Origin of the sequence: Avibacterium sp. 20-129, from assembly GCF_026226845.1 — a bacterium.
Taxonomy (GTDB): Bacteria; Pseudomonadota; Gammaproteobacteria; order Enterobacterales; family Pasteurellaceae; genus Avibacterium.
Window position 1 is genome coordinate 1 of record NZ_JAKKOE010000004.1, and the last position, 26,063, is coordinate 26,063.

Here is a 26,063-nt window from a genome sequence, read left to right on the forward strand (position 1 = left end):
AAATGTTTTTTTTTTTTTTTTTTTTTTTTTTTTTTTTTTTTTTTTTTTTTTTTTAAATTTTTTTTTTTTTTTGGGTTTTTTTTTTTTTTTTTTTTTTTTTTTTTTTTTTTTTTTTTTTTTTTTTTTGCAATATATTGATTTTGAAAGGTTTTTTGTAATTCGGGTTTTTGTTTATTTTGTTTTGTTATTTTTAGTAATGTAATTATTTTCATATGTATTGAAAAAGTAAATGCTCGTTATTTTGCGCATTTATTGTAACTTGGGTGAATTATTGCGTGATAAAAATATTTTGGGATGACCTAAAATAGTTTACAGCTAGAAATATTTGATGATGAGATTAACGCAGATGAAAGTTATTTTGGTTGTACGCTTAAAAGTAAGTAAGCGTACGAAGTTGTGAGTAAATTCGCTATAATCTGGCTTCTCAAGTGTAACGGCAAGGCTTATACTATCTTGTACTGAATATGCAATTAGCTAGCTTTATTTCTATTACGATTAAAATTCTGACATAAAGAGATACACTATTAGAGCAATTTGGAGTAAACTTTCATTCTAAGACATATCAATCTTCTTTTTACATCAAAAAATAATTAAAGGATATCCATATAATGAACTCACCTCGTCTTTTCTCGCTTTCACCATTGGCGATGGCGATTACGCTCGCACTTTTTCCTTACTTAGCACAAGGAAACCAAAACGATGCAGAAAACCGCCAAGACGCCGTGGCTAAATTAGCACATTTACCCGAAGCACAGGCTCAACCACATCAATGGCAAGATACAGATCATAATCATATTAATCAGGATAAACTGACGACTTTACGCGCGATGTTAGTGGATACGGGTGTTGATCTTCATACCTTTGAAAAAGACGAAATTTACCCAGAAAGCATTGTTGCTCACGGTTTCTCTTTCTATGATAGTGTTAGTCATCACATTAGTACTCAACTTAGCCCAGATATGATAGACGATGGTCCAGAAATGCACGGAACAAAAATGGCGCGTGTATTATTAAACACTGCTGGCGGTGGTTCAATTTATCCAGTACAAGGCTTAGTAAGAAAAAGAGGTGAGCCAGTTCCCCATTGGCGAAACCGATTATTAGCAATGGGGGTGGCGAATGAAAGAAGCATTGCACAAACAGGGCGAGCGGCTCCTGTTGTAGCCAATATTTGGGTAGAAGGTATCTCACAATATGCACAACCTGAATATATTGAAAAAATTGCTCATATTGCAAACCAAGGCTCTTTATTACTCTTTGCAAATGGCAATGAACCCCTTGATCCTGCGATTCCTAATGAACCTTATTCCTCTGTCTCAAGAATGCTTGCACCGAATTCTGGGCAACTTGATGAACGTTTAAAAGATAGTGCCATTGCCATTACAGCGATTACGAATGGTAAGCAAAAATATCAGCCTTGTGGAAAAGCGAAAAATTTTTGTTTGGCGGCAAATGCAGATACACCAATCAACTATTTTGATCCGATTCTAAAGCAATGGATTTATGCGGATATTCCTAATGGCACTTCTAGTGCAACCGCTTATGCGAGTGGCGTTGCGCTTGCTATTGCACAAAAATACGATTGGTTTAAAGCAAAAGATATTCGTAACACTCTCTTTACCACGGCAAATGATAAAGGTGACGCGGGCATAGATGCCGTTTATGGTGTGGGTGAAATCAATAAACAAAAAGCGTTAAATGGCTATGGACGTTTTGATGCCCAAAATAATAATGTGCTTGATGTAAATGGTATCGCAGAACGCTATTATTTTGACAATGATATTGAGGGCGATAGCGGCTTCACAAAACGCGGTGATAAAGAACTTGTTCTTAATGGTAATAATCGTTTTCAGGGAAAAGGGGTAATAGAACAAGGAAAACTCACCATTAACGGAACAAATACTGCGCAATTTGAAGTTAAACAAGGAGCAACACTCGCAACGGGAACAAGCCCAAATAAAATCTCTACGGGAAGCCTTTATAACAGCGGGCGTCTTGAAGTTATCAATCCTTCACCATTATATATTGAGGGGGATTTTACCAATACGGAAACAGGCGAGATCAATACTGCAATAGGCTCAAGCATCAATGTGAGTGGACGGGCAATTCTAAATGGTGTAATGCGAGTCAGCCAAATTGCTCAAGGCTATGTTCCTCAAGCGGGGCGGAGAGAAGTGCTGTTACGAGCAAATGAATTGGTCGATGATGGCATTCGTTTACGCTTGGATTCTGCATTAATTCACATTGCTGATACCATCGCCTTTGATCAAAATAAAAAACAAATCTATGTTGGATTACAACGTAAAAATATTAGCGAGGCACTTGATGATTTAACTCATACGATCACTCCACCATCTCCGCCGATATCCCAAACATCGGATACAGCTATAACAAATAAAGAAAAAACGGATACAACAGTTTCCGCTCATTCAGAAAGTGCGGTAATAAATTTAGCAGATTTACCTGAAGCAGAAAAAAACTATTTTCCGAATTGGACAGATACAGATCGTTATCCAACAACCTCATCCTCTCATAAACCAGCTATCGCAATGCTAGTTGATACGGGAGTGGATGCTCGTACCTTCAAAGAAGGGGAACTTTATCCTGAAAGCGTTGCGGCTAAACCAAATCAAACACCGAGTTTTGAAGTACAACATTACTTTCAGCCAGATGTGAATGATCATAGCTTCCATGGTTCAAAAATGGGACGTATTTTGCTTAATACCGCAGGAACGGGTCAATTATATATCACTCAGGGAGTACGGGCTCCTAATAGTTCTTGGCGTTCAATCTTATCTGCTAGTTATGCAGCAAACCAACGTTTACAACAACAAACTCAAAAAGCAGCTCCCGTTATTGGAAATATTTGGAAAGATTTTATAGAAATACAAAATTATCAAGAGTACATCAATCAAGTACAAAATATAAAAGAACAAGGTTCTTTACAGCTTTTCGCAACAGGTAACGAAAGCAGTGAATATCACAGTGAAGCTGGTACTCAACCAGGGCGTACAATCATCGCGCTTATTGATAATAATACTGGAGATTTGCTGACCTCACTTAAAGATACAATTATTGCGGTAACAGGTGTGAAGAGCAATGGACAAAAAGTATTTCGTCCTTGTGGAAAAGCTAAAAACTTCTGTATAACATCTAATGTGGATACGCAAATTAGTTATTTTAATCCTGATAAAGGATATCGTGAAATTAGTCGTCCCGGTGGTACTTCTAGTGCTACGGCATATGCCAGTGGAGTAGCCCTTGCAGTAAAACAAAAATATGATTGGTTTGAAGCTAAAGATATACGCAACACACTGTTTACAACAGCTATTGATAAAGGTACCCCAGGTATTGATGAAACTTGGGGTGTTGGCGTAATTAATAAATCTCAAGCATTAATGGGATATGGACGCTTTGATTCCCAAAATGATAACCGACTCACTGTCAATGGTATTGCAGAACGTTATTATTTTAATAATGATATTGAGGGTGATGGCGGTTTTACGAAATTAGGTGAAAAAGAACTCGTTTTCAATGGTAATAATAGCTTTAAGGGTGATGGGATCATTGAACAGGGTAAACTAACTCTAAACGGCTCGAATCAAGCCAATTTTATCGTAAAACAAGGAGGAACACTCGCATCTGGAACATTAGTTAAGCTTTCATCAAAAGATCAAAAAGCTCAACCGATAACATCTGGTAGTGTAAACAATTTTGGAATAATAGAATCACTTAATCAAACAGATTGGAATATCAATGGTAATTTAATTAATAACGCGACTGGCGTAATTAATAAAGCAATTGGTTCAACCATTAATGTGAGCGGTATAGCAAACCTTGGAGGCATAATGAATGTCGATCAAATTGCTCCATACTATGTGCCACAAAACGGCCGACGTGAAGTATTATTGCGTGCCAATGGGTTAGTTAATAATGGTATTCAACTTAATTTAAATCCTGCTTTAATTGATGTGGCAAACACAATTGTTTTCGATGAGAATAAAAAAGAGATTTATGTAGGATTACAGCGTAAAAGCGTTCAGCAAGCCTTAGAAGATCAAGATACCTCAAATGGGCATTCACCAGAAACACCTGTAATTAAGGATAAAGTCACTCCTCCAACGGAAGAAACAGCTTCTACTGTTGAAACAGACAATCCAACTGAGTCGGCATCAACTGAACATTCAGAGGAAACATCGACAACCGAAGAAACAACTGTTCCATCAACGGCAGAAACAGCTTCTACTGTTGAAACAGGCAATGCAACTGAAGCTGCATCGACTGGGCATTCAGAGGAAACATCGACAACCGAAGAAACAACTGTTCCAGCAATGACTGAAACAGCTTCTACTGTTGAAACAGGTAATCCAACTGAATTCGAATCAAATGGTCATTCAGAGGAAACATCGACAACTGAAGAAACAACTGTTCCAGCAACCACTGAAACGGCTTCTACTGTTAAAACGGACAATGCAACTGAATCTGCATCAACTGAACATTCAGAAGAAACATCGACAACTGAAGAAACAACTGTTCCAGCAACCACTGAAACAGCTTCTCCCGTTGAAACGGACAATGCAACTGAATCCGCATCAACTGGACATTCAGAGGAAACATCGACAACCAAAGAAACAACTGTTCCAGCAACCACTGAAACAGCTTCTACCGTTGAAACGGACAATGCTACTGAATCCATATCAACTGAACATTCAGAGGAAACATCGACAACCGAAGAAACAATTGTTCCAGCAACCACTGAAACAGCTTCTACCGTTGAAACGGGCAATGCAACTGAATCCGAATCAAATGGTCATTCAGAGGAAACATCAACAACCGAAGAAACAGCTGTTCCAGCAACCACTGAAACAGCCTCTACCGTTGAAACGGACAATGCAACTGAATCTGAATCAACTGAACATTCAGAGGAAACATCAATAATCGAAGAAACAACTGTTCCAGCAACCACTGAAACAGCTTCTACTGTTGAAACAGATAATACAACTGAATCCGAATCAACTGAACATTCAGAGGAAACATCGACAACCGAAGAAACAACTGTTCCAGCAACCACTGAAACGGCTTCTACTGTTGAAACGGACAATGCAACTGAATCTGAATCAACTGAACATTCAGAGGAAACATCAACAACCGAAGAAACAACTGTTCCAGCAACCACTGAAACAGCTTCTACTGTTGAAACAGACAATCCAACTGAGTCGGCATCAACTGAACATTCAGAGGAAACATCGACAACCGAAGAAACAACCGTTCCTGCAACCACTGAAACAGCTTCTACTGTTGAAACAGACAATCCAGCTGAATCTGAATCCAACGGACATTCAGAGGAAACATCAACAACCGAAGAAACAACTGTTCCACCAACGACTGGAACAGCTTCTACTGTTGAAACGGGCAATGCAACTGAATCCGCATCAACTGAACATTCAGAGGAAACATCGACAACTGAAGAAACAACCGTTCCACCAACCACTGAAACAGCTTCTACTGTTGAAACAGACAATCCAACTGAGTCGGCATCAACTGAACATTCAGAGGAAACATCGACAACCGAAGAAACAACCGTTCCACCAACCACTGAAACAGCTTCTACTGTTGAAACGGACAATGCAACTGAATCTGAATCAACTGAACATTCAGAGGAAACATCGATAACCGAAGAAACAACCGTTCCAGCAACCACTGAAACAGCTTCTACTGTTGAAACAGATAATACAACTGAATCCGCATCAACTGGACATTCAGAGGAAACATCGACAACCGAAGAAACAACTGTTCCAGCAACGACTGAAACAGCTTCTACTGTTGAAACCGACAATGCAACTGAATCCGAATCAAATGGTCATTCAGAGGAAGCATCCTCGATAAATAAAAAGAATAAAGCGCAGAGAGCTTATTTAGGGGCAATGGAAGATGCAAGATTACTCGATCGCGTTTTAGAAAAACTCGATCAAGGCTATGCTTCACAGCAATTAAATACACAGCAAAAACAATGGGCAAACCGTTTATTCAATATAGATAGAACACATTTTACTGAATATTTATTCAGTCAAGGGATTCAATCATTAATACATCAGCAGCAAAGCTGGGTTAACCACGAGGCCTTTCAGCGTTTAAATTGGATTGCATCATTTTCACAAAAAAATCATACCGCACTTTGGATTAGTGGTGAAAATCGTTCTGCCTCGCCTGAGGTTAGCCATATTAATACGACTGATCACTTTAATAGTGTGGCAATTAATGGTCTTCTTGTGGAAGGCAAACACCGATTCAGTTTCAGCATTAGTGAGCAGCGGCAGAAATATGAAGAGCATTACAAAGAGGTTGAAAAATCGTTTAATGAACGTGATGTTGCATTCCGTCTAGGTTATGGATATGAATTGATACCAAACTGGACGCTCTTAACAAGTTTTAACTACGGTGTAGGAAAATTAAAATATCAACAACAATTTAATACACAGAACACCCATTCACAAGGCAATACTCAATCTTATGCTTCAACCCTTGGCATTCATTGGTCACAACCTATTAATGCCCAATGGATATGGCATAATATCGCCAATATTGATTACACACATAAACAATTAACACATTTAATGTTAAATGATGATGTGAAAATTAATCGCTTAGTCACAGAGCAGACAAATATTGGTATCATTTCAGAGCTAGAATACAAACTGAAAAACCTTACTTTATTCGGTCGCTTAGCTTTACAAAAAACCTTACATAATAAAAATCGTGGTCGCGTAAGCTATGCTACAACCACAGTGGATATTGAGCAGTCTTATCGTCTCTATCCTGATTGGAAACCACAATTTGGCATTGGGATGGGCTATCAATATCATAATTGGCGTTTTTCTTTATCTGGAGATATGGCTAAAGATCATTATCATCGAGTTAATGTTTCTGTCGGTTATTCTTTTTAGATAGCATATTTGCATAAAGCACGGTTTATCGTGCTTTATGCTTTTTTCCGTTTACTCCGCTTCTCATTATAAAACTCACTTTTTAAGAATACGTTTGCAACATAAGGATTATTGTATTCGCGATATTTTGAGTACATTAAGTGCGGTAAGATTTTGATAAATTTTTTGCTAGAAGACAAAAATAAACCTCGCATTTAGCGAGGTTTATTTGTCGCGAGAAATTATTTCGCGGCTTTTAATTTTTGGTAATATTCTTCATAGTACTGAACCGCATCACCAACATCATCTTGCCAGTAGCTGTTTTGTAATACTTCAGCGGTTGGGTAGATTGCTGGGTCTTTAGTAATTTCATCAGGAAGTAATTTTAATGCTTCAACATTTGATGTTGGATAACCAATTTCTTCCGTTAATTTTGCCGCAGTTTTAGCACCTAACATATAGTTAATTAGTTTGTGTGCGCCATCAGGGTTTTTAGAGGTTGCTGGAATGGCAAGGGTATCAACCCAAAGAACAGGCCCTTCTTTCGGGAATACCATATCTAAAGGTGCTTGTTCTTTTTTCGCAATACGCACAGAACCGTTCCATAATTGACCAACTGTTACTTCACCAGAGATGAATGAGTTAGCTGGGTTGTCAGAGTTGAAAGAAAGTACGTTTGGACGTAATTTGAGTAACTCTTCATAAGCCTGTTTGATAATAGCAGGATCTTGGGTATTTGGATCTTGACCTAATTTTAATAACGCAATGTTAAAGACTTCGCGTGCATCATCAAGTAATTGTACTTTTCCCGCAAATTCAGGTTTCCATAAATCACCCCAAGAAGTGAAATCAGCTCCTTTGTAATCATTGGTGTTATAGGCAATACCCGGCGCGCCTAATAATTGTGGTAAAGAATATTTGTTACCTTTATCATAAGGTTTATCTAACCAGTCTGGGTTTAGCTCTTTAATAACAGGTAATTTGCTGTGATCTAATGGCATTAACATACCTTCACGCGCCATTTTTGACACAAAGTAGTTTGATGGGGCAATCACATCGTAACCACCGGATTCACCTTGTGTTTTTAATTTAGCGTACATTGTTTCATTAGATTCTAGACTTGAAACAATGACTTTGATTCCAGTTTCTTTAGTAAATTCATCTAATAGACCATCTGGCACATATTCTGTCCAAGTATAAAGATATACGGTATCGTTAGCGGGTGCTTTGGTTTCCGCATTCTTTGTTTCTTTATCATTACAAGCTGTTAAAGTCACTGCGATCATTCCGGCTGTGAAAAGACCTGCAAATTTTTTCATTTCTATCATTCTCCTGTTAAGAGGGTTAGAGATATATTTTGTTAAACAAAATACGAATAAAAAACGCCTTGAGGACGTCAAGGCGTATTCTATTTTGTCTATACTTATTTGTGAAGTATTATTTTCCCTTTTGGGCTATTTATCTTTTTTCGCCACAAGCTGACTTAATATGACTAAAGTTAGCGAGAAAATAATCATTATGGTTGCCAGTGCATTCACTTCAGGTGTTACCCCTGTTTTTACCAATGAGAAAATTTTCAGCGGTAAAATTTCGTAGCTGACACCACTTACGAAAGAGGAAACCACAACATCGTCAAGTGAAATGGTAAAGCTGAGTAACCAGCCTGAGACAATGGCAGGCAACGCTAAAGGCAGAATAATTTTTCGCAGAATGGTAATTTCACTCGCACCTAAATCTTTTGCCGCTTCAAGCATTTTGGCATCAAATCCTTTTAAGCGAGAAAAGACGGTAACCACCACATAAGGTAAGCAGAAGGTAATATGTGCCAGTAATAATGACCAAAAACCTAATGAAATGCCGACAATCATAAATAGGGCAAGTAAGGATACGGCCATAACGATATCAGGCGACATCATAACGATAAATAACATTCCGCTCACCGCTTGTTTACCGCGGAAACGATAGCGATATAAGGCTATGGCGGTTAATCCCCCCACAATGGTGGCAAGGGTTGCCGCAAAAAAGGCAATGGTAACAGAGTGCAATGCGGCTTGGATCAGCGTATCGTTATTAAATAAACGCTCATACCAATTCCAGCTAAACCCTTTCCAACTCAATCCATAACGATCAGCATTAAAAGAATTGGTGACCAAAATGATAATTGGGATATACAAATAAGCGTACACCACCAACATAAAAATATTACGCAGTAAACGACTCATTATTCCAACTCCATTTTCTTATTCATTAATTTACTTGCTTTGTAATAAACAAAAATGAGTAACGCCATTAAAATGGTTAAGCCAATACTAATTGCTGAACCAAATGGCCAGTTACGTGAAATTAAGAACTCGCTCTTAATCACGTTACCCACCAGCAATACTTTCGCACCGCCAAGTAAATCAGCCACATAGAACATTCCCATAGCAGGTAATAACACTAATAAGCAACCTGCGATAATGCCCGGCATCGTGAGTGGAATAATCACTTTGACAAAGCGTTGGAAACTGTTTGCTCCTAAGTCTTTAGCCGCTTCTAATAAACGGTGATCTAATTTTTCAATAGCGGCATACAATGGCAAAATCATAAATGGTAATAATAAATAGACTAAACCAATAATTACCGCCACTTCGGTATTTAGAATACGAATTGGTTCGTTAATTATGCCTAAGGTCAGTAATGTACTATTTAATACCCCTTTTACGCCAAGGAAAATTTTCATTCCATAAATACGAATGAGTGAGTTTGTCCAAAATGGTAAAACCACTAAAAAAAGCAAAATTGGACGATATTTTTCCTTAATTTTGCTAATCATAAAGGCAAAAGGGTAACCAATAATTAAACAAATAATGGTGGCAATACCCGACATATAAAGTGAATTCCACACCACTTGGGCATAAAGCGGTTCAAATAGGCGTGTGTAATTCTCAAATGTAAATGGCAATGTATAAAAATCACTGCCATCACGGGTTAAGAAACTGACTGTTAGCACCAATAGGTTAGGCGCTAATACAAACAAAATTAACCAAGCAAAGATGGTTGTAATGGTAATTTTTTGAAATCCCGTATTAGCTGTCTTCATCGTCTAACACAACCTCCCAACCTTCGTGCCAAGTGAGGGCGACCTTTTGTCCTACTGAGTGATCAATATGCGGATCATCTTCATTGAAGAATTCACTCACTAACACTTTCATATCATTATGATCAAGAATAATGCTGGATTCCAACGTCATTCCTTTATAGTTACGATCAGAAACGTGTCCGATAATCGCTTTAGATTGCTCATTTTCATCTAATTCTTCAATCACAATATCTTCAGGGCGTAACAGCACTTTCAAGTGTTGATCTGGTTGAACCGGTAAATCCGTATAGATTTCGCAAATACGTCCTTCAACATTGGCTTTTACGGTTTTTTCGCTTACACGCTCAATCACTTTGGCATCAAAAACGTTGATCTCACCAATAAAGCGTGCAACAAATAAATTCTTCGGCTCTTCGTAAATTTCACGAGGCGTACCGTCTTGTTCAATATTCCCTTTGTTCATTACGATAATACGATCAGACATCGTCAAGGCTTCTTCTTGATCGTGAGTAACGAAAATAAAGGTAATCCCTAATTGACGTTGCAATGCTTTCAGTTCATTTTGCATTTCTTTACGCAATTTATAATCCAATGCAGAAAGAGATTCGTCTAGTAATAACACTTTTGGCTTATTGACTACCGCTCTTGCAATGGCAATACGCTGTTGCTGACCGCCAGAAAGCTGAGTGGGTTTACGTTCAGCCATTTCTTCTAAACGAACCATACGCAAGGCTTCCATTACACGTGGCTTAATTTCTGCGTTTGGCACTTTTTGCATACGTAAACCAAAAGCCACATTCTCAAAAATCGTCATATGTGGGAAAAGAGCATAACTTTGGAATACGGTATTCACAAAGCGACGTTCTGCCGGCACGTCAGTAATATCCTGACCGTCAAGAATAATCTTACCGCCGTTAGGATCTTCTAATCCTGCAATTAAACGTAAAACAGTGGTTTTACCACAGCCTGAAGGCCCTAAAATCGTTAAAAATTCGCCATTGTTAATGGTAAGATTTAAACCATCAATAATCGTTTTGTCGCCATAAGACTTAGTTAAAGAACGAAGCTCAATAATCGGTTTGGTTTGAACTGAATTTTCCACTAGCTTTGGTTTTCTCCCTAACAAGTTGGTTGAACAATCAATAGATAAAAATAAGTGCTAATGATATAGCGAACGCCTTACAATGAAAAGCAATTAATCACATTTTGCCTAAAAAAATTAGGTTGAATTTTGTTATATATCAATACCTCAAGCCAACAGCCTCGTTAGAATAAAATGCAACAATTTTTGTAAGGCGATAAAATGATTATGGAAAACAGCACGCAATATCAAGAAGGATTACTGGAACGTTTTTTAAACTATGTGAGTTTTGATACACAAGCAAAGTTTAATGCCAAACCCATTCCCAGCTCCATAGGGCAAGCAAAGTTAGCCAAATTTCTGCAACAAGAGCTTTTCGCACTGGGCTTGCAACAAATTGAATTAAGTAAACAAGGTATTCTTACCGCATTTTTGCCTTCCAATATTAGCCCCAAAATGCCAACAATTGGGTTTATTAGTCATCTTGATACGTCACCGCAATGTAGTAGCAAACATACCTTACCTGAAGTGATTGAAAATTATCGCGGAGGTGATATTTCTCTTGGCGTTGGTGAGGAATTTATTAGCCCTGTATATCATCCGTTTTTGCAAAAACTGATTAACAAAACCTTGGTGGTGGGTGATGGAAAAACCTTGTTAGGGGCAGATAATAAAGCAGGAATTGCAGAAATTCTGACCGCACTTTATATTTTGCAACAAAATCATCTTTCTCATTGCAATATTCGCCTCGCCTTTGTACCAGACAAAGAAACAGGGCAAGGAATGAAACATTTTCCTTTTGATAAATTTACTTGCGACTGGGCATATTGTCTTGCAGGGGAAGGGGTTGGCAGTTTGGGCTATGAAAATGTGAATGTTGCTACCGCCACCGTAACGCTTTATGGACGCAATATTCAAGCTGGCGTAGGCAAAGATAAAATGCGTAATGCATTGACATTAGCGTGTGAATTTCAAAAAGGCTTGCCCGCCCAAGAAGTGCCAGAAAAAACAGAACGCAAGCAAGGTTTTTTTCATTTAGAAAGTCTAGCGGGCGACATTGAAAAAGTGGAAATGCGCTATTTAATTTGTGATTTTGATAGGGTGAGTTTTGAGCAACGTAAGGCATTTTTGGCGATGATGATTGTGGATTTTAATCGCAAAAAACGTTTAAGAAAGAAAGCACAGCTAAGTATTGAAGATCAATATAGCAATATGGCTGAGATCATTAAACAACAGCCAAAATCGCTCCAACTTGCTGATTTAGCTATGAAGCAATGTGGTATTGAACCTATTCTCACGCCGATTCGTTCAGGCTATCTTGGTGCAAAATTGGCGGAAAAGCAAATTCCTTGCCCAATGTTATTTACGGGCGGATACAATTTTCATAGCAAGCAAGAACTGACGACCCTCGAAGGAATGTGGGACGCAACAAGGGTGATTGTGAAAATGGCTCAGTTAGCCAATAAACTCTGTGGCTAATCAAATAACATTTGCCAAATTTGGCGAATAAACTGCCGTTCAGATTGATATTCTGCTTGCTTTACCACCGCAGGCAAGCCAAGTAAGTTTAAATGATGAATACGGTTGCGTAGGCGAGTGTAGGCATTTTTCAAATGTTCAGAAATATCAACATTTAGCACCGCACTTTTGTTTTCGCTATTTTGGAGTTCTGCCATTGACTCAAAAATCCGCACATTATCTGACCAAATGGTTAAATTAGGGTATTGCGGCGCGTAAGTCAATACCAAATATTGGGCGATAAACTCAATATCCGTAATGCCGCCTTGATCGGTTTTAATATTAAATTCATCAGGATTGGTATGGGCAAGATGTTGATACATTTTCTCACGCATTGCTTTTACGTCTTCCTTAAGTTTGACAAGATCCCGTGGCGCAGAAAGTACCTTGCGGCGAATTTGTTCAAAGCGTTGGCGTAAGGCAACATCGCCATAAACGGCACGGCTTCTTACTAAGGCTTGTTTTTCCCACGTCCAAGCGTCATTAAGCTGATAATTCTCAAAGGCACTTAACGAGCAGCCAAGTAAACCCGCATCACCAGACGGGCGTAGGCGAATATCGATATCATAAAGCACTCCCGCACTCGTATTCATACTAAAAATACTGATGATTTTTTGTGTCAGTTTGAGATAAAACTGATTGCTATCGATCACTTTTCTGCCACCTTGCGTTTGACCTGTTTTGCTACCGTCAAACAGAAAGACCAAATCCAAATCAGATTTGTAGCCCAGTTCAATGCCACCTAATTTGCCATAACCAATGACTAAGAAACCTTTCTTATTAGGCGGAAGATATTCAGGAATGCCAAAGCGCGCAGTAACTTGTTGCCAAGCAAGATCTACAACGGCAGCAATAATGGCTTCTGCCAAATAGGTCAAATGATCGCTTACTTTCATTACGGGCAATGCGCCGAGAATATCTGCGGCTGCCACACGTAACAAGGTGCTTTGCTTAAATTGACGCAGGGCATCAATAAACTGTTCTTCGTCATCTTGCGGTAAACGGAGCAGATATTGCTTTAATTCGCTGGCATATTCGCTGAAATCGGTCGGGTTTAATAATGCGTTGCGATCTAATAATTCATCAAGCAAAATGGGGTGTCGCGCCACTTGTTGAGCAATAAGCTGTGAGTGTGAACATAGCTCAATGAGCTGATTGAGTACTTGCGGATTTTCCACTAATAATTCCAAATAGGCGGTGCGAGTGAGAATTTTATCCACAATATCCAACATTCGGGGGAGCAAGCTTTCATAGGCTTGATGTTGAAACACTTGGGCAAGTAGCATTGGCATTAACTGCCTTAATACGCCACGCCCTCTGGCTCCAATCGGACGGCGAGCCAGTTCGTTGCGAAACTGAGTAAGGCGTTGTAAGAGCGGTGCATTTTCTGCCAATGTTATGCCATTTTGTTGCAGAATGAGCTGAAGGTCTTCTTCATTGAGATCCGTTTCTAAAAAATCGTTCCATTGGCTATTTTCTTGTGGCGAGGGATCATTTTCTGCACCAATTAATTGCGAAAAAACCGACCGCACTTTATTTTGGTGCGATTGTAATAAGGTATCAAAATCCACCCAGCTTGTTATGCTATTTTCCACGAGGACAGGCTGTTTTTGCGTATTCCATTGGGTATAACGTTGCAGAGCAACAATCAGGCGCTGGCGATCCAGCTCTTTTTCTGGCAAAAGCTGAGTTTGTTTGTCGTCAATGGCTTGCAACACATTTTCTACACGGCGTAAAAAAAGGTAAGCATTTTTTAAATCAGTGACTTCTTGAGAGCTAAGTAAAGCGAGTTGTTCCAATTCAGGTAATATGTGAAGCAATCCGTGTTGTTGCAATTTAATTTCACGTCCACCACGAATAAGTTGGAAAACCTGTACAATAAATTCAATTTCACGAATGCCTCCCGCGCCCAGTTTGATATTATCCGATAACCCACGGCGTCGCACTTCCCGTTCAATTTTATGTTTCATTTCGCGTAAAGATTGGATAACGCTAAAATCAATATAACGGCGGTAAACAAAAGGGCGGAGTAAATTTTGTAAGTTTTTGATATTGGGATCTTGCGGATCAGCGCCTAAAATACGCCCTTTGATCATTGCATAACGTTCCCAATCTCGTCCTTGTTCTTGGTAATATTGTTCCATTGCGGTAAAACTTAGGGCTAATGCCCCCGCTTCACCAAAGGGGCGTAGACGCATATCTGTGCGATACACAAAACCATCAGGGGTATATTGATCTAAAGCATTAATCAAACGTTGTCCTAAGCGAGTGAAAAAGACACTATTTTCAATAGAACGTCTTGCGCCTTGCGTTTCGCCGTTAGCAGGGTAGGTAAAAATGAGATCAATATCTGAGGAAAAGTTTAGCTCAAAACCGCCTAGTTTCCCCATTCCTAAAATATAAAGTTGTTGCGGTTTGCCGTGGCTATCCATTGGTATGCCCATTTCAGCACAGGCACGCTGATAAAGCCAATCCCGAGCGGCAATAATAATGGTTTCTGCCAATTGTGAAAGGGCAATGAAAATTTCTTCGACCGTCGCTAAGTTTAAACTTTGACATAAACTTAACTTCGCCATTTCGCGATGACGAAAAAGACGTAATTGGCGATAAAGTTGGGTGTCATCAGTAACTTCTTGAAGTAAGGAATGCAAGGCTTGTTGGTAATAGGCTGTATTTTCTAAATGGGGGAATTGTTGCCAACATTGGTGTAAAAAGTGCGGTTGTTTTTTTAACGTTTCTGCCACAAAATCAGACATTGCAATGCCTTGTGCCAGTTTACCTATTGGGCTAGTCGGATCATTTTTCTGCTGTGCAAGTTGCGTGTAAATCCCTTCATTATAATGTTCAGGGTAATGCTGAATTAAACAATCTGCCAGTGTTTTCAACGTATCGTCAAGGTGAGGAACAGAAAATGCCATAGGTTATCCTTATCAATCATTAACTGATTGCTAACTATAAAGAAATTTTAAGAATTTTTAAATACATAGATTGCATTGGTAAAGGAAAATTACTACACTGAGCGCGAGCTAGAGGCTCAAATTAGTCGGGGTGCTTGATAGCTGAGATCATACCCGTGAACCTGATACAGTTAATACTGACGTAGGAAACTAATTTTTTTGCTGTTCACGTCAATATTGCTGGTCGTTTTTTATTGGAAGGAAACACTATGCAATTCAAAAAATCTTTTTCTCTTACTTTTCTTACCGCACTTTTTAGCACTAGTCTGATGGCGACACCAAGCTCCGCGCAAGAGGTGCAAGTTTATACTTATGATAGTTTTAGTGCTGATTGGGGCGCCGGTCCAAAAGTGAAAACGCTATTTGAGCAAACTCACCCCCAATGTCAGGTGAATTATGTGCCTTTTGATAGCACAGGGGTAATGTTTAATCGGATTCGCCTTGAAGGGAAAAAGAGCAAAGCCGATATTGTGCTAGGCTTAGATCAAACAATGCTTGAAGAAGCGAAAAAGACCTCATTATTTGCAGAACATCAGGTGCCAATGGCGCAACTTTCTTTACCTGAGAAGTGGGAAGATAAGGTGTTCTTACCTTATGATTTTGGTGCTTATGCCTTCGTGTATCATAAAGAAAAATTACCAAACCCACCGAAAAGCCTAAAAGAATTGGTTGATAATCCACAACTTCGCATCATTTATCAAGATCCGCGTACCAGTGGTGTAGGGCGTGGATTAGTGATCTTAATGAATGAAGTCTATGGCGATGATGTAGAGGCGGCGTGGAAGAAATTGGCTCGCCATACCGTTACCGTAGGGAAAGGTTGGTCAGAAACTTACGGCGCATTTTTAAAAGGCGAATCAGATTTGGTGTTTAGTTATAACACTTCACCACTTTATCATCTGTTAAATGACAAGGATGCCAATTATGCCGCGACAGATTTTTCTGAAGGGCAAGTGCTACAAATTGAAACCGCAGCGCGAATGGCAAATCACCCTAACGCTTGTGCTGATGCCTTTATGCAATTTTTGATTACTCCAGAAGCGCAACGCCAAATTTCACAAAAAAATATTATGTTTGCCGTTATTGATGAAAAAATTGAACCGCACTTTGATGCGTTGAAACAAGCACAGCAAAGCAAAACCACGTTGGGAAGTGGCGTCAATACAGAACAATTAAAACAATGGACGAACACTTGGCAAGCCAGCTTAACACAATAATACGCCGTTATTTGCAAAAATTCCCCCTTTCTTCAATGCTTGGGGGAATGGGCGTGATATTGCTATTGGCGACATTTTATGGCTTTACCTTAAGTGCGGTGTTAAATCTTGGCAATCATCAGCAATGGACAGCGCTTTGGCAAGATGACTACATTCGCCACGTTATCGCCTTTAGTTTTGGGCAGGCATTTCTTTCGGCATTCTTATCGGTGAGTATCGGATTATTATTTGCCCGTGCGTTTTTTTACCAAGATTTCCGTGGTAAATCGCTTATTTTGAAGTTATTTTCCCTCACTTTTGTGTTACCTGCTTTGGTGGCTGTACTAGGACTATTAGGGATTTACGGACATTCAGGTTGGTTGGCAAGGTTATTTTCCGCCCTTGAGATTGACTGGAAACCCAATATTTATGGCTTAAGTGGCATTTTAATCGCACATTTATTTTTTAATATTCCTTTAGCAAGCCGCCTATTTTTGCAAGCACTATCAAGTATTCCTAATCAGCAACGTCAGCTTAGTTCACAGCTTAATATTCGCGGTTGGCAATTTATTCGTTTGATCGAATTACCTTATTTACGCCAACAATTTTTGCCTGCCTTTGCGTTAATTTTTATGCTTTGCTTTACTAGCTTTGCCATTGTACTCACACTTGGTGGTGGGCCAGCGTATACCACCTTAGAAGTGGCGATTTACCAAGCCATTTTATTTGAATTTGATTTACCTAAAGCGGCAATGTTAGCGTTGTTGCAATGCGGTTTTTGTGTCCTATTGCTTATGATGAGTAGCTTCTTTCATCGCAAAGATCCTAGCCAGCTCGATTTACGCCAGTTCTGGCGAGAAAAGCAGACAAGTGCGGTACAAATTTGGCAAGTTTTTTGTGTGGGCAGTGTGCTGATTTTTCTTTTTTTACCCTTGCTTTATATGGTGGTGGCAGGATTAGATTGGGATGCGTGGCAAAAAGTGGCACAAAATCCCCAGTTGTGGCGTGCTTTGGGTTATTCCTTAAGTATTGCGCTATGTTCTGCGCTATTTGCTATTGTATTGTCAATGGCATTACTCTTGCTCGTGCGACGCTTAGCTTGGCAAAGCCACCGTTACTGTGCCAATGTTATTAGTAATATGGGAATGATCGTCCTTGCGATCCCGACTTTAGTGGTGGCATTAGGGCTGTTTATTCGTTTGCAAGATCTTGATTTTCAGCCGTGGCATCTTCTCCTTATTGTAGCGTTTTGTAATGGCATTTTGGCAATGCCTTTTGTGATTCGCACGCTTTCTGCCCCAATGTATCAAACAATGCAATATGAGCGACTTTGCCAATCTCTTGGCGTACAAGGCTGGCAACGCTGGCGAGTGGTAGAATGGCAAACTTTGCGTTCAGCGATGCGGTATGCTAGCGCATTGGCTTATGCCTTATCGCTGGGCGATTTCACAGCGATTGCTTTATTTGGTAATCAAGATTTCATCTCTTTGCCTTATTTGCTTTATCAGCAATTAGGCTCATATCGTATGCAAGAAGCGAGCGTAACCGCCTTAATTTTATTAGGGTTATGTGGTCTGTTATTTATGATGATTGAAAAACCGCAAAATGTGGCATAGCGAAAAGCAAGAGCAAAGCGAAAATAGCAAAAAATTGCACCGCACTTTGTTTTTGTTCGATATTGGTTCTTATTACGTTAATGATTTAGGCAAGATAATGATTAAACTGGATACTTATTTTCATTACCCCAATCAAGCGATGCACTTCCAACTGCATATTTCGGCGGGACAACGTGTTGCCATAGTGGGGGCGAGTGGCGCGGGGAAAAGCACTTTACTCAATTTAATTGCTGGATTTGAACTCGCCGATAAGGGGGAAATTTGGCTTAATGGGCAAAATCACACCTTTAGCGCGCCCCATCAGCGTCCTGTTTCGATGCTCTTTCAAGAGAATAATTTGTTTACGCATTTAACGGTGGCTGAAAATATCGCTTTAGGTTTAAAGCCCAGTTTAACGCTGAGTGCGGAAGAAAAAGCACAAGTGGAAAAGGCAGCAAGTGCGGTCGGATTAGGCGATTTTTTATCTCGCTTACCTAATGCCCTTTCTGGCGGGCAGAAACAGCGTGTCGCTTTAGCCCGTTGTCTGCTTCGTGATAAACCGATTTTATTGCTTGATGAACCATTTTCTGCGCTTGATCCTCATTTGCGTCAAGAAATGTTGAATTTATTAGAGAATTTATCTCAGCAGAAAACATTGACGTTGCTCATTGTTACTCATCAACCTAATGAATTAGTCGGAAAAATTGATCGCCTTTTATGTGTTGAAAATGGTAGGATTAGTGATAAATCATTACCTGAATTAAAAATTTAGGTCTAAAATAGACCGCACTTTTTGTAATAAGGATAATTTATGACAATCACAAACATTCAAATTCCTTCTTTAACACCGCACCCAACCCTAGAATATTGGTCAGTGTGTAAAGTGGAAGCGTTATTTGAAACCCCTTTTTTAGAGTTGGTGTATCGTGCCACTCAGGTTCATCGTGAGAATTTTAACCCACGGGCGATTCAACTTTCTACCTTAATGTCGATTAAAACAGGGGGCTGCCCTGAGGATTGTGGTTATTGTCCACAATCGGCACGCTATCAAACAGGGGTGCAAAATCAACAATTAATTAATGTTGATGAGATTGTAGAGAAAGCGAAAGTGGCAAAATCCCGTGGTGCAAGTCGTTTTTGTATGGGGGCGGCTTGGCGTGGACCAAAACCAAAAGATATTGAAAAAATCACCACGATTATTAAAGCAGTAAAAGATCTGGGGCTAGAAACCTGCGGGACGTTTGGCTTATTGCAAGATGGTATGGCGGAAGATTTGAAAAAAGCAGGATTAGATTACTACAATCATAATATTGATACCGCACCAGAGCATTATGAAAAAATTATTGGCACACGCCAATTTGATGATCGTATTAATACCCTTGGGAAAGTGCGTAAAGCCGGCTTAAAGGTATGTTGTGGGGGAATTGTTGGGATGGATGAAACACGGAAAGAACGTGCCGCATTTATTGCCAGCTTAGCTAATCTTGATCCACAACCAGAATCCGTGCCAATCAACCAATTAGTGAAAGTGGAAGGCACACCATTGGCTGATGCGGCGGAATTAGATTGGACGGAGTTTGTACGTACCATTGCCGTTGCACGAATTGTGATGCCAAAAAGTTATGTCCGTTTATCTGCGGGACGTCAAGGAATGTCAGAAGAAATGCAAGCAATGTGTTTTATGGCTGGGGCAAATTCGATTTTCTATGGGGATAAGCTATTAGTAACAGAAAATCCTGAAGAAGATGGCGATCAGCTTCTAATGGCAAAACTCGATCTTGAACCAGAAACAGAAGAAAATCGTCTGCAACAAGAACAAAATTAATGTAACGATTTATTGACGCAATGGCAGCATAGACGCTGCCATTTTTATTGCGATGTCAGTTTAACAAGATAATGCAATGCGCTAAGTACAGGATAAACCGTTGAGGAAAATGAAATTACGATAATAAATTTTTCTTTCTTAAATCACGAGTAATGCGAATAGCAGTTTCGGTTTCACAGCCAGCGTACTCAGCGATTTCTCGGTGTGTCCAATGGTAATCAGGAAAGTTTTCTGTTAAGAAACAAATACTATCAATCACACGATCTAAACTTTTTAAATACGCACTTTTAGCAAGGCGATCTTCTGCATCACGCAGTTCATTTGAAAGAATTTGGAATAAAAAGCGAATGGTTTCAGGGTTTTCTAAAAAGAAGGAATCAATATGTTGTGGCGTGATTTTGATAATTTCTGCTTCCATTAATACTTTCGCCGTGCAATGGTATTTCTTATCACCAAATAGGGTACGAAATCCAAAATAATCCCCTGCTTTATAAATTCTCACTAAACTTTCTTTACCATTTTCAAGGGTATGATATAAGCCAATAAGCCCATTTTTTACACAATAAAACGAGTGGGCAGTTTCCCCTTGACGATAGAGCTGAGTGCCTTTGTCAACAGCAACCAAATGATTATATTGACAATTTTTAAAATTCATCGCTTTAAGCATTTTCATATCCTATATAATTTATCCTTGTATTACTCGCAATAGTAGCATATAGCAAGCAATAAAAAGTAAGATCATACTAAGCAATTTACGTGCGGTTTCCTCTTTGATAATGCCACGAAGTTTCATACTGATGAAACTCATAAAAAAAGCACTTAGCACGACAATGAGTACAATGGAGAAACTTACATAGCCAATCTGTAAGGAATGGGGGATAATCACTTCTGGGGTTTTGGTTAAATAGCCGTAAAGATTGCCAATGCCACCAATCACCATCATATAATTGGTATAAACCGCCACACTTTTAATGCTAACACTGGGCAACTGGCTAATTAGTGGCGACATAATTGAGCCACCACCGATCCCTGTAATCCCAGCAATTCCCCCACCCAGAAAGCAGAACAGGCTACCACGTAAGCAATCTTTTTTCTGTGCTTGTTGCTTTTTCTTATTGTTCGGATGCAAAAAGGTTTTTAATGCCAATACAATCAGCGTAATGACAAAAACCCCTATTATCAGGTTATCTGAAACATTAAAGCTGAGATGAAAGCCAAGTTGTACACCAATGATCATACTTAGTGACCAAAGGAGCAATTTTTTCTTATCAATCTCAATATTTAGCTTATAAAAGTAAAACAGATTAATTAACGCTGATCCCATTACGATAGTCAGTGAAGTGGCAGAAATCATTTGGATTGGCATATAAGGGAAAAGCGTATGTAAAATGGGTACCATCAACACCCCGCCACCAATACCAAAAATAGCTGACATCAGGTTAGTTAATATACCGCATAAAAGAAGAATAATGATCAAAGAAAAGGTCATAGTCTATCCTTATGATTTTTCTTTTATTATGAATAATCAAATTAATAATCCTTATGATCGGCATCATAAAAACAAATATCAAAACTCTGTTTTAATATTTTTGTGATCTTGATCTTATTTTTAAAGTGCGGTGCTTTTCCCCTGTGAAATATTTGCCTATGATAAGGTTGAATGCTCAGTTTTAGTTATTTTTGTGTCGTATCTAACCAGCTTGAACATCGTAATGGCTCAGATTAATCGTCTTTGATTTGAGGTGCCTTTTCACAATAAATAATAAGGATAATTGTTATATGAAAAAATCACTTTCTCTTCTTGCACTTTCACTTATTGCCGCAACAAGTACAGCAAGTGCGGTAGAAATTTATAAAAAAGATGGCACTAGCGTACAGCTTAATGGGCAATTTAGACCAATGCTTGCGCATACCGAAGGGCAACGTTCAGATTTGCGTGATCGTGGCTCGCGTGTGGAGTTTATCTTTGCACAAGATATGACAGAAGAGATACGATTAATCGGTAAAACCAGAATTGTTTTTAATGGAAAAGATGCCAGTGGTAGCAATCATTCAGGTTTTGGTGATCCGCGTACTGCACAACTTTATCTTGGTATAGAACATAAAGCTGTAGGACGTTTATATTTAGGTCGTTTACCAACCAATGGCGATGCCATTATGTTAGGTGATTGGCAGTTAGGCGGAAGCGGACGTAATCCACTTACCGCAGAAGCCAATAAAGGCTTGCATTTCCGTTCTGTAGAATTAGCTGGGTTCCAATTTGGTTCGGATTATTTATTTGGTTCGGCTGAAAAAGGAGTGGATAACTCACCGAAGCATTTAAAAAATGGCTACGGGCTTGCATTATATTATACCAATAAATTGAATGACGACTGGCGATTACGCTTTAGAGCGGGTTACACTCGCGATAATTATGATAGTTATCAATTCTCTGCACCAGATAGCGCAGGAATAAATCAATCTTGGATTGAAAAAAATGTAAATCGTTCTGCGTGGCGTGTGGCGGCGGAAGTGAAATACCGTAATTTAGAAGTTGCTTATAACTATGGTGAATTAAAAGATCTACAACGTGCGAACTACCTTGATCATAATGCAGTAAAAGAAAAAAGACATTTCCTTGCAGCAAAATATTTCATCACACCAAAATTTGCTGGTTATAGCCAATTCCGTTATGAAAAACGGGGTGAAAATGTGAACCACGGTTACACCTTAGGGCTTGATTATCGTCCAATCAAAGACTTAATCACCTTTATTGAATTTGGACGTGATCGTAATATCAGTAACGTGAATGTGCATAATAAATATGTAAATCAATACTACACGGGTTTCCGTTTCTTATTCTAAGGGAGAGCCTATGAAAGCGAGCTTATTTCCAAAGCTAAGCCTATTAACTGCTTGTGTCATCACGGGCAGTGTGAATGCGGCGAATTATGCGTGGGATTTTTTTGAAAATGCACAGCCTCCAGCTTATTTAACCGTTACAAATGGGCAAGTTGCACCGAGTGCGTTGCATTACAAAGATGGGAAGCAGGCGTTGCATTGGCAGTTTGAGCCAAAAGGGCGCTTAGTGTTTTCACAAAATTTAGATTTTTCACAAAATGATGATATTTTACCGCAAACGTTTATGCTATGGCTTTATAATGAAAAAGCCATTAAACAGCCTCTTCACTTTAGTTTTGAACAACAAGGCAAGGTGAAAAAATCTTTTGATATTAATTTAGATTTTACAGGCTGGCGTGGTATTGCAGTACCATTTCGCGATATGCAAGGAGAAAAAGTTGCAAGTTTAGATAAATTAGTTATTCAAGCACCTAATCAAGCTGGAACACTATATTTGGATCAACTTTTATTCAATGTTCCTGTGGATAATCGTTACCCAATTCCTGATTATCAAGCCTCTTTTGTTAATCCTACTGCAAGTACGGCAGTGAATAAAAACTGGAATGGTTTGCTGTTGTATGATCAAATGTTAAGCAAAAATTACCCGCACTTTGATTTTAATAGAAGTCTGCATTCCGATCCGCAAAGCGAAAGCATTTACCAACGTTTTGAGCAAGTGTTAAATGTGTTTACGGATAAACCAAGTGTGGTGGATTTTTCACAAATTTTACAAAAATATCAATCTTTTAATATCAGTGAAAAAGATGGCGTCATTCAAGGTCCAATGCTTGATTTCCCAGCGCGACAGAAGTTTATGAAAAATGATCAAGTGTTTAGCAAGCAAGATCAAGATTTCTTACTTCGTTCTGTGTCAATGCGTGAGCTAGGTAAAGTGATGCTAGAAAGTGCAAAAGCCTTGCGTACAGGCAAACTGACAGAGGAACAACGCCAACAGCTGGAAGCCAAATTCTTGCTTGCCACCCGTTATTTATTTGATCAAGGTTTTGTGCGTGGTAGCAGTATCCAAATTGTTACCCATATGGGCTATCAAAACCGAGAACTTTTTGATGCGTGGTTCTTAATGCATGATTTACTTGAAAAGCAAGGATTGCTTGAACAAGCACAAGGCGCAATGGCGTGGTTTAGTGGAACAGGGCGTATTTTTGAGCCTGATGAACGTATTGTTGAAGCAAATGTGGATATTTTAAATACGCAACTCCAATGGATTATAAAAAGTATTTTACTGTTACCAAATGAACAGCAACGAACAGGCTTGTTAAAACAATTTTCCCATTGGTTGAGTACCACCATTTTACAATCAAAAGGGGTTGCCGGGGGATTTAAGCCGGATGGCTCAATTTTCCACCATTCACAACATTACACCGCATACGGAAAAGACGCCTTTGGTGGGCTAGCCCCTGTGGTTTATGCTATGAGTGATTCACCTTATGCACTTAATCAAGCAGCCCGAGAACGTCTAAATGATGTGTTATATAAAATGTGGGTTTATAGTAAAGATGGGCATATCCCAATTGTTATTAGTGGGCGCCACCCAACGGGAAAATTTTCTGTTGCTGCAGCACCATTTAAATGGTTTGCCTTAGCAGGTAATGAGAAAAATGGGGAAAAAATTAACCGCACTTTTGCAGGAATTTATGCGGCATTATCGCATAAGCCAACCTTTGAACAAGTTCCAGCCATTGCAGAACCCGTAGGGGCTTGGACGATGAATTATGCGTCAATGGTAATACAACGCCGTCATCAAGATGATCCAAGCTTGTCTTGGCTTGCTATTGCACGAGGATTTAGCCGTTATTTAGTAGGAAATGAATCTTACGAGAAAAACAATCGCTATGGACGTTATATGTCCTATGGTGCATTAGAAATTATCCCCCAACATTTTGATGATCGTGGTTATCGTTATGATGGTTGGGATTGGAACCGTTTCCCCGGCACAACAACCATTCATCTGTCTTATCCAGAGCTAAAAGCACAGTTGTTACAACTTCCTGCGGCGGGGCTTGAGGAAATGCTACTTTCCACAGAAACCTATGCAGGTGGAACAGATTTGCATAATAACAGTATGTATGCAATGAAACTGCGTGGACACAGTAAATATCAGCAAGACTCGCTATTTGCACGAAAATCTTATTTCCTATTTGATAACCAAATTATTGCATTAGGGACAGATATTCAGAATGATGATAAACAACATAGAACAGAAACCACCTTATTCCAGCATAGTGTGGCAGAACTTCAACCTGTTTTAGTCAATGGAAATGCTGTTTCGACATTAGGCACAAAACAAGATATTAAACAAGCTGTTACCTTTGCGGATCCTGCCGGTAATCGCTATTATGTGCCAGAAGGACAAAATGTTGTGTTTACTTATCAAGAGCAAGAATCTGTTGATGATCGTGATGACAAACCAACGAAAGGGAAATTTGCCACAGCGGTTATTGATCACGGTGTCGCCCCGAAAAATGGGCAATATGAATATGCCATTCTTGTTGCGGCTAAAAATGATCAAATGCCAGCTTATCAAAAATTATCGCAAACGAATAAACTGCACGCAGTTAAAGATAAGCATAGTGGACAAGAAGCCTATGCTTATTTTGAAGCAGAGCATAATGATGTAGGTGGGATTGTACTTGGAGCAGATCAGCCTGTTATGGTGATGGCACAACAGCAAGATCAATCACTTGATTTATCTATTGTGAATCCAGATCTCGCTTTCTATAAAGGGATTGAAGCGGATCAGGTTAAAGCGGGTAAACAAGCCGAAGTTAGTATTTATTCCCGTCAATGGCGTGAAAGCGCGTCTCAGACGCAAAATTCTACCTTAACGGTAAAAGGTAAATGGCAGCTTAAACAGGCTAGCCAGTGTGCAACGGCAACGGTGAAAGGGGAGACCACATTGATATCCACCCAAACCACAGATGCAACACCTTGCAAAGTGAGATTAGTCGTAGCGAAATAGCGCCTAAAAAACCATAAAAAAATACC

The 26,063-nt window shown here is 39.3% G+C and carries 16 protein-coding genes and 1 riboswitch; of the genes, 8 read left to right on the forward strand and 8 right to left on the reverse strand.

Annotated features, from left to right (window positions below):
- The coding region (locus L5B90_RS11235) for a hypothetical protein (protein ID WP_265762988.1) at positions 1-212 on the reverse strand (212 nt) is incomplete at its 3' end.
- A 396-nt stretch (positions 213-608) separates the two neighbouring features.
- On the opposite strand from L5B90_RS11235, the gene L5B90_RS11240 reads away from it, so the two are divergent.
- Positions 609-6,944: a S8 family serine peptidase gene (locus L5B90_RS11240; protein ID WP_265762989.1), complete on the forward strand. Its 6,336-nt coding sequence runs from the start codon at positions 609-611 to the stop codon at positions 6,942-6,944.
- Positions 6,945-7,165: 221 nt separating this feature from the next.
- On the opposite strand, the gene L5B90_RS11245 is transcribed toward L5B90_RS11240, so the two are convergent.
- From L5B90_RS11245 to potA, 4 genes are all read right to left on the reverse strand, one after another.
- On the reverse strand, positions 7,166-8,242 hold the full coding sequence (locus L5B90_RS11245; RefSeq protein ID WP_250363336.1) for an extracellular solute-binding protein: 1,077 nt from the start codon (positions 8,240-8,242) through the stop codon (positions 7,166-7,168).
- Between the two features lie 135 nt (positions 8,243-8,377).
- Complete coding sequence (gene potC, locus L5B90_RS11250) at positions 8,378-9,145, reverse strand: spermidine/putrescine ABC transporter permease PotC (RefSeq protein WP_250349812.1); 768 nt, start codon at positions 9,143-9,145, stop codon at positions 8,378-8,380.
- A complete protein-coding gene (gene potB, locus L5B90_RS11255; RefSeq protein ID WP_250363335.1) occupies positions 9,145-10,005 on the reverse strand; it encodes a spermidine/putrescine ABC transporter permease PotB in 861 nt (286 codons plus the stop codon). Before potB ends, potC begins: the two co-directional genes overlap by 1 nt.
- Positions 9,992-11,107, reverse strand: a complete 1,116-nt coding sequence (potA, locus tag L5B90_RS11260) for a spermidine/putrescine ABC transporter ATP-binding protein PotA (RefSeq protein ID WP_250349814.1) — start codon at positions 11,105-11,107, stop codon at positions 9,992-9,994. The genes potB and potA overlap by 14 nt, the downstream gene beginning before the upstream one ends.
- A 201-nt stretch (positions 11,108-11,308) precedes the next feature.
- Here potA and pepT point away from each other — a divergent pair, with 201 nt between their 5' ends.
- Positions 11,309-12,565 (forward strand): peptidase T, encoded by a 1,257-nt coding sequence (gene pepT / locus L5B90_RS11265; RefSeq protein ID WP_442778777.1) that lies wholly within the window; start codon positions 11,309-11,311, stop codon positions 12,563-12,565.
- Here pepT and glnE read toward each other — a convergent pair.
- Positions 12,562-15,522: a bifunctional [glutamate--ammonia ligase]-adenylyl-L-tyrosine phosphorylase/[glutamate--ammonia-ligase] adenylyltransferase gene (glnE, locus tag L5B90_RS11270; RefSeq protein WP_265762990.1), complete on the reverse strand. Its 2,961-nt coding sequence runs from the start codon at positions 15,520-15,522 to the stop codon at positions 12,562-12,564. The genes pepT and glnE overlap by 4 nt on opposite strands.
- 116 nt (positions 15,523-15,638) lie before the next feature.
- Positions 15,639-15,727, forward strand: a riboswitch (TPP riboswitch).
- 43 nt (positions 15,728-15,770) lie between these two features.
- Between glnE and thiB the strand changes: the two genes are divergently transcribed.
- From thiB to bioB, 4 genes are all read left to right on the forward strand, one after another.
- Entirely contained in the window at positions 15,771-16,778 is a 1,008-nt protein-coding gene (thiB, locus tag L5B90_RS11275) for a thiamine ABC transporter substrate binding subunit (protein ID WP_265762991.1), read from the forward strand.
- A 35-nt stretch (positions 16,779-16,813) separates the two neighbouring features.
- On the forward strand, positions 16,814-18,373 hold the full coding sequence (gene thiP, locus L5B90_RS11280; RefSeq protein WP_265763029.1) for a thiamine/thiamine pyrophosphate ABC transporter permease ThiP: 1,560 nt from the start codon (positions 16,814-16,816) through the stop codon (positions 18,371-18,373).
- A gap of 97 nt (positions 18,374-18,470) precedes the next feature.
- A complete protein-coding gene (gene thiQ / locus L5B90_RS11285) occupies positions 18,471-19,124 on the forward strand; it encodes a thiamine ABC transporter ATP-binding protein (RefSeq protein WP_265763031.1) in 654 nt (217 codons plus the stop codon).
- A gap of 39 nt (positions 19,125-19,163) precedes the next feature.
- Positions 19,164-20,177 (forward strand): biotin synthase BioB, encoded by a 1,014-nt coding sequence (gene bioB / locus L5B90_RS11290; protein WP_265762992.1) that lies wholly within the window; start codon positions 19,164-19,166, stop codon positions 20,175-20,177.
- Between the two features lie 115 nt (positions 20,178-20,292).
- Here bioB and L5B90_RS11295 read toward each other — a convergent pair whose 3' ends face one another.
- Together L5B90_RS11295 and L5B90_RS11300 are read right to left on the reverse strand one after the other, a co-directional pair.
- The gene (locus tag L5B90_RS11295) at positions 20,293-20,850 is read right to left on the reverse strand and encodes a Crp/Fnr family transcriptional regulator (RefSeq protein WP_442778779.1); all 558 of its coding nucleotides are present in this window, start codon (positions 20,848-20,850) and stop codon (positions 20,293-20,295) included.
- 12 nt (positions 20,851-20,862) lie between these two features.
- The gene (locus tag L5B90_RS11300; RefSeq protein ID WP_250349819.1) at positions 20,863-21,666 is read right to left on the reverse strand and encodes a sulfite exporter TauE/SafE family protein; all 804 of its coding nucleotides are present in this window, start codon (positions 21,664-21,666) and stop codon (positions 20,863-20,865) included.
- Positions 21,667-21,956: 290 nt separating this feature from the next.
- Between L5B90_RS11300 and L5B90_RS11305 the strand changes: the two genes are divergently transcribed.
- Together L5B90_RS11305 and L5B90_RS11310 are read left to right on the forward strand one after the other, a co-directional pair.
- Positions 21,957-23,021 carry a porin gene (locus L5B90_RS11305; protein WP_250363330.1) on the forward strand — a complete coding sequence of 355 codons (1,065 nt, stop codon included), beginning with the start codon at positions 21,957-21,959 and terminating at the stop codon, positions 23,019-23,021.
- A gap of 10 nt (positions 23,022-23,031) precedes the next feature.
- Positions 23,032-26,037 carry a chondroitinase family polysaccharide lyase gene (locus tag L5B90_RS11310; RefSeq protein ID WP_265762994.1) on the forward strand — a complete coding sequence of 1,002 codons (3,006 nt, stop codon included), beginning with the start codon at positions 23,032-23,034 and terminating at the stop codon, positions 26,035-26,037.
- The last annotated feature ends 26 nt before the right edge of the window (positions 26,038-26,063 follow it).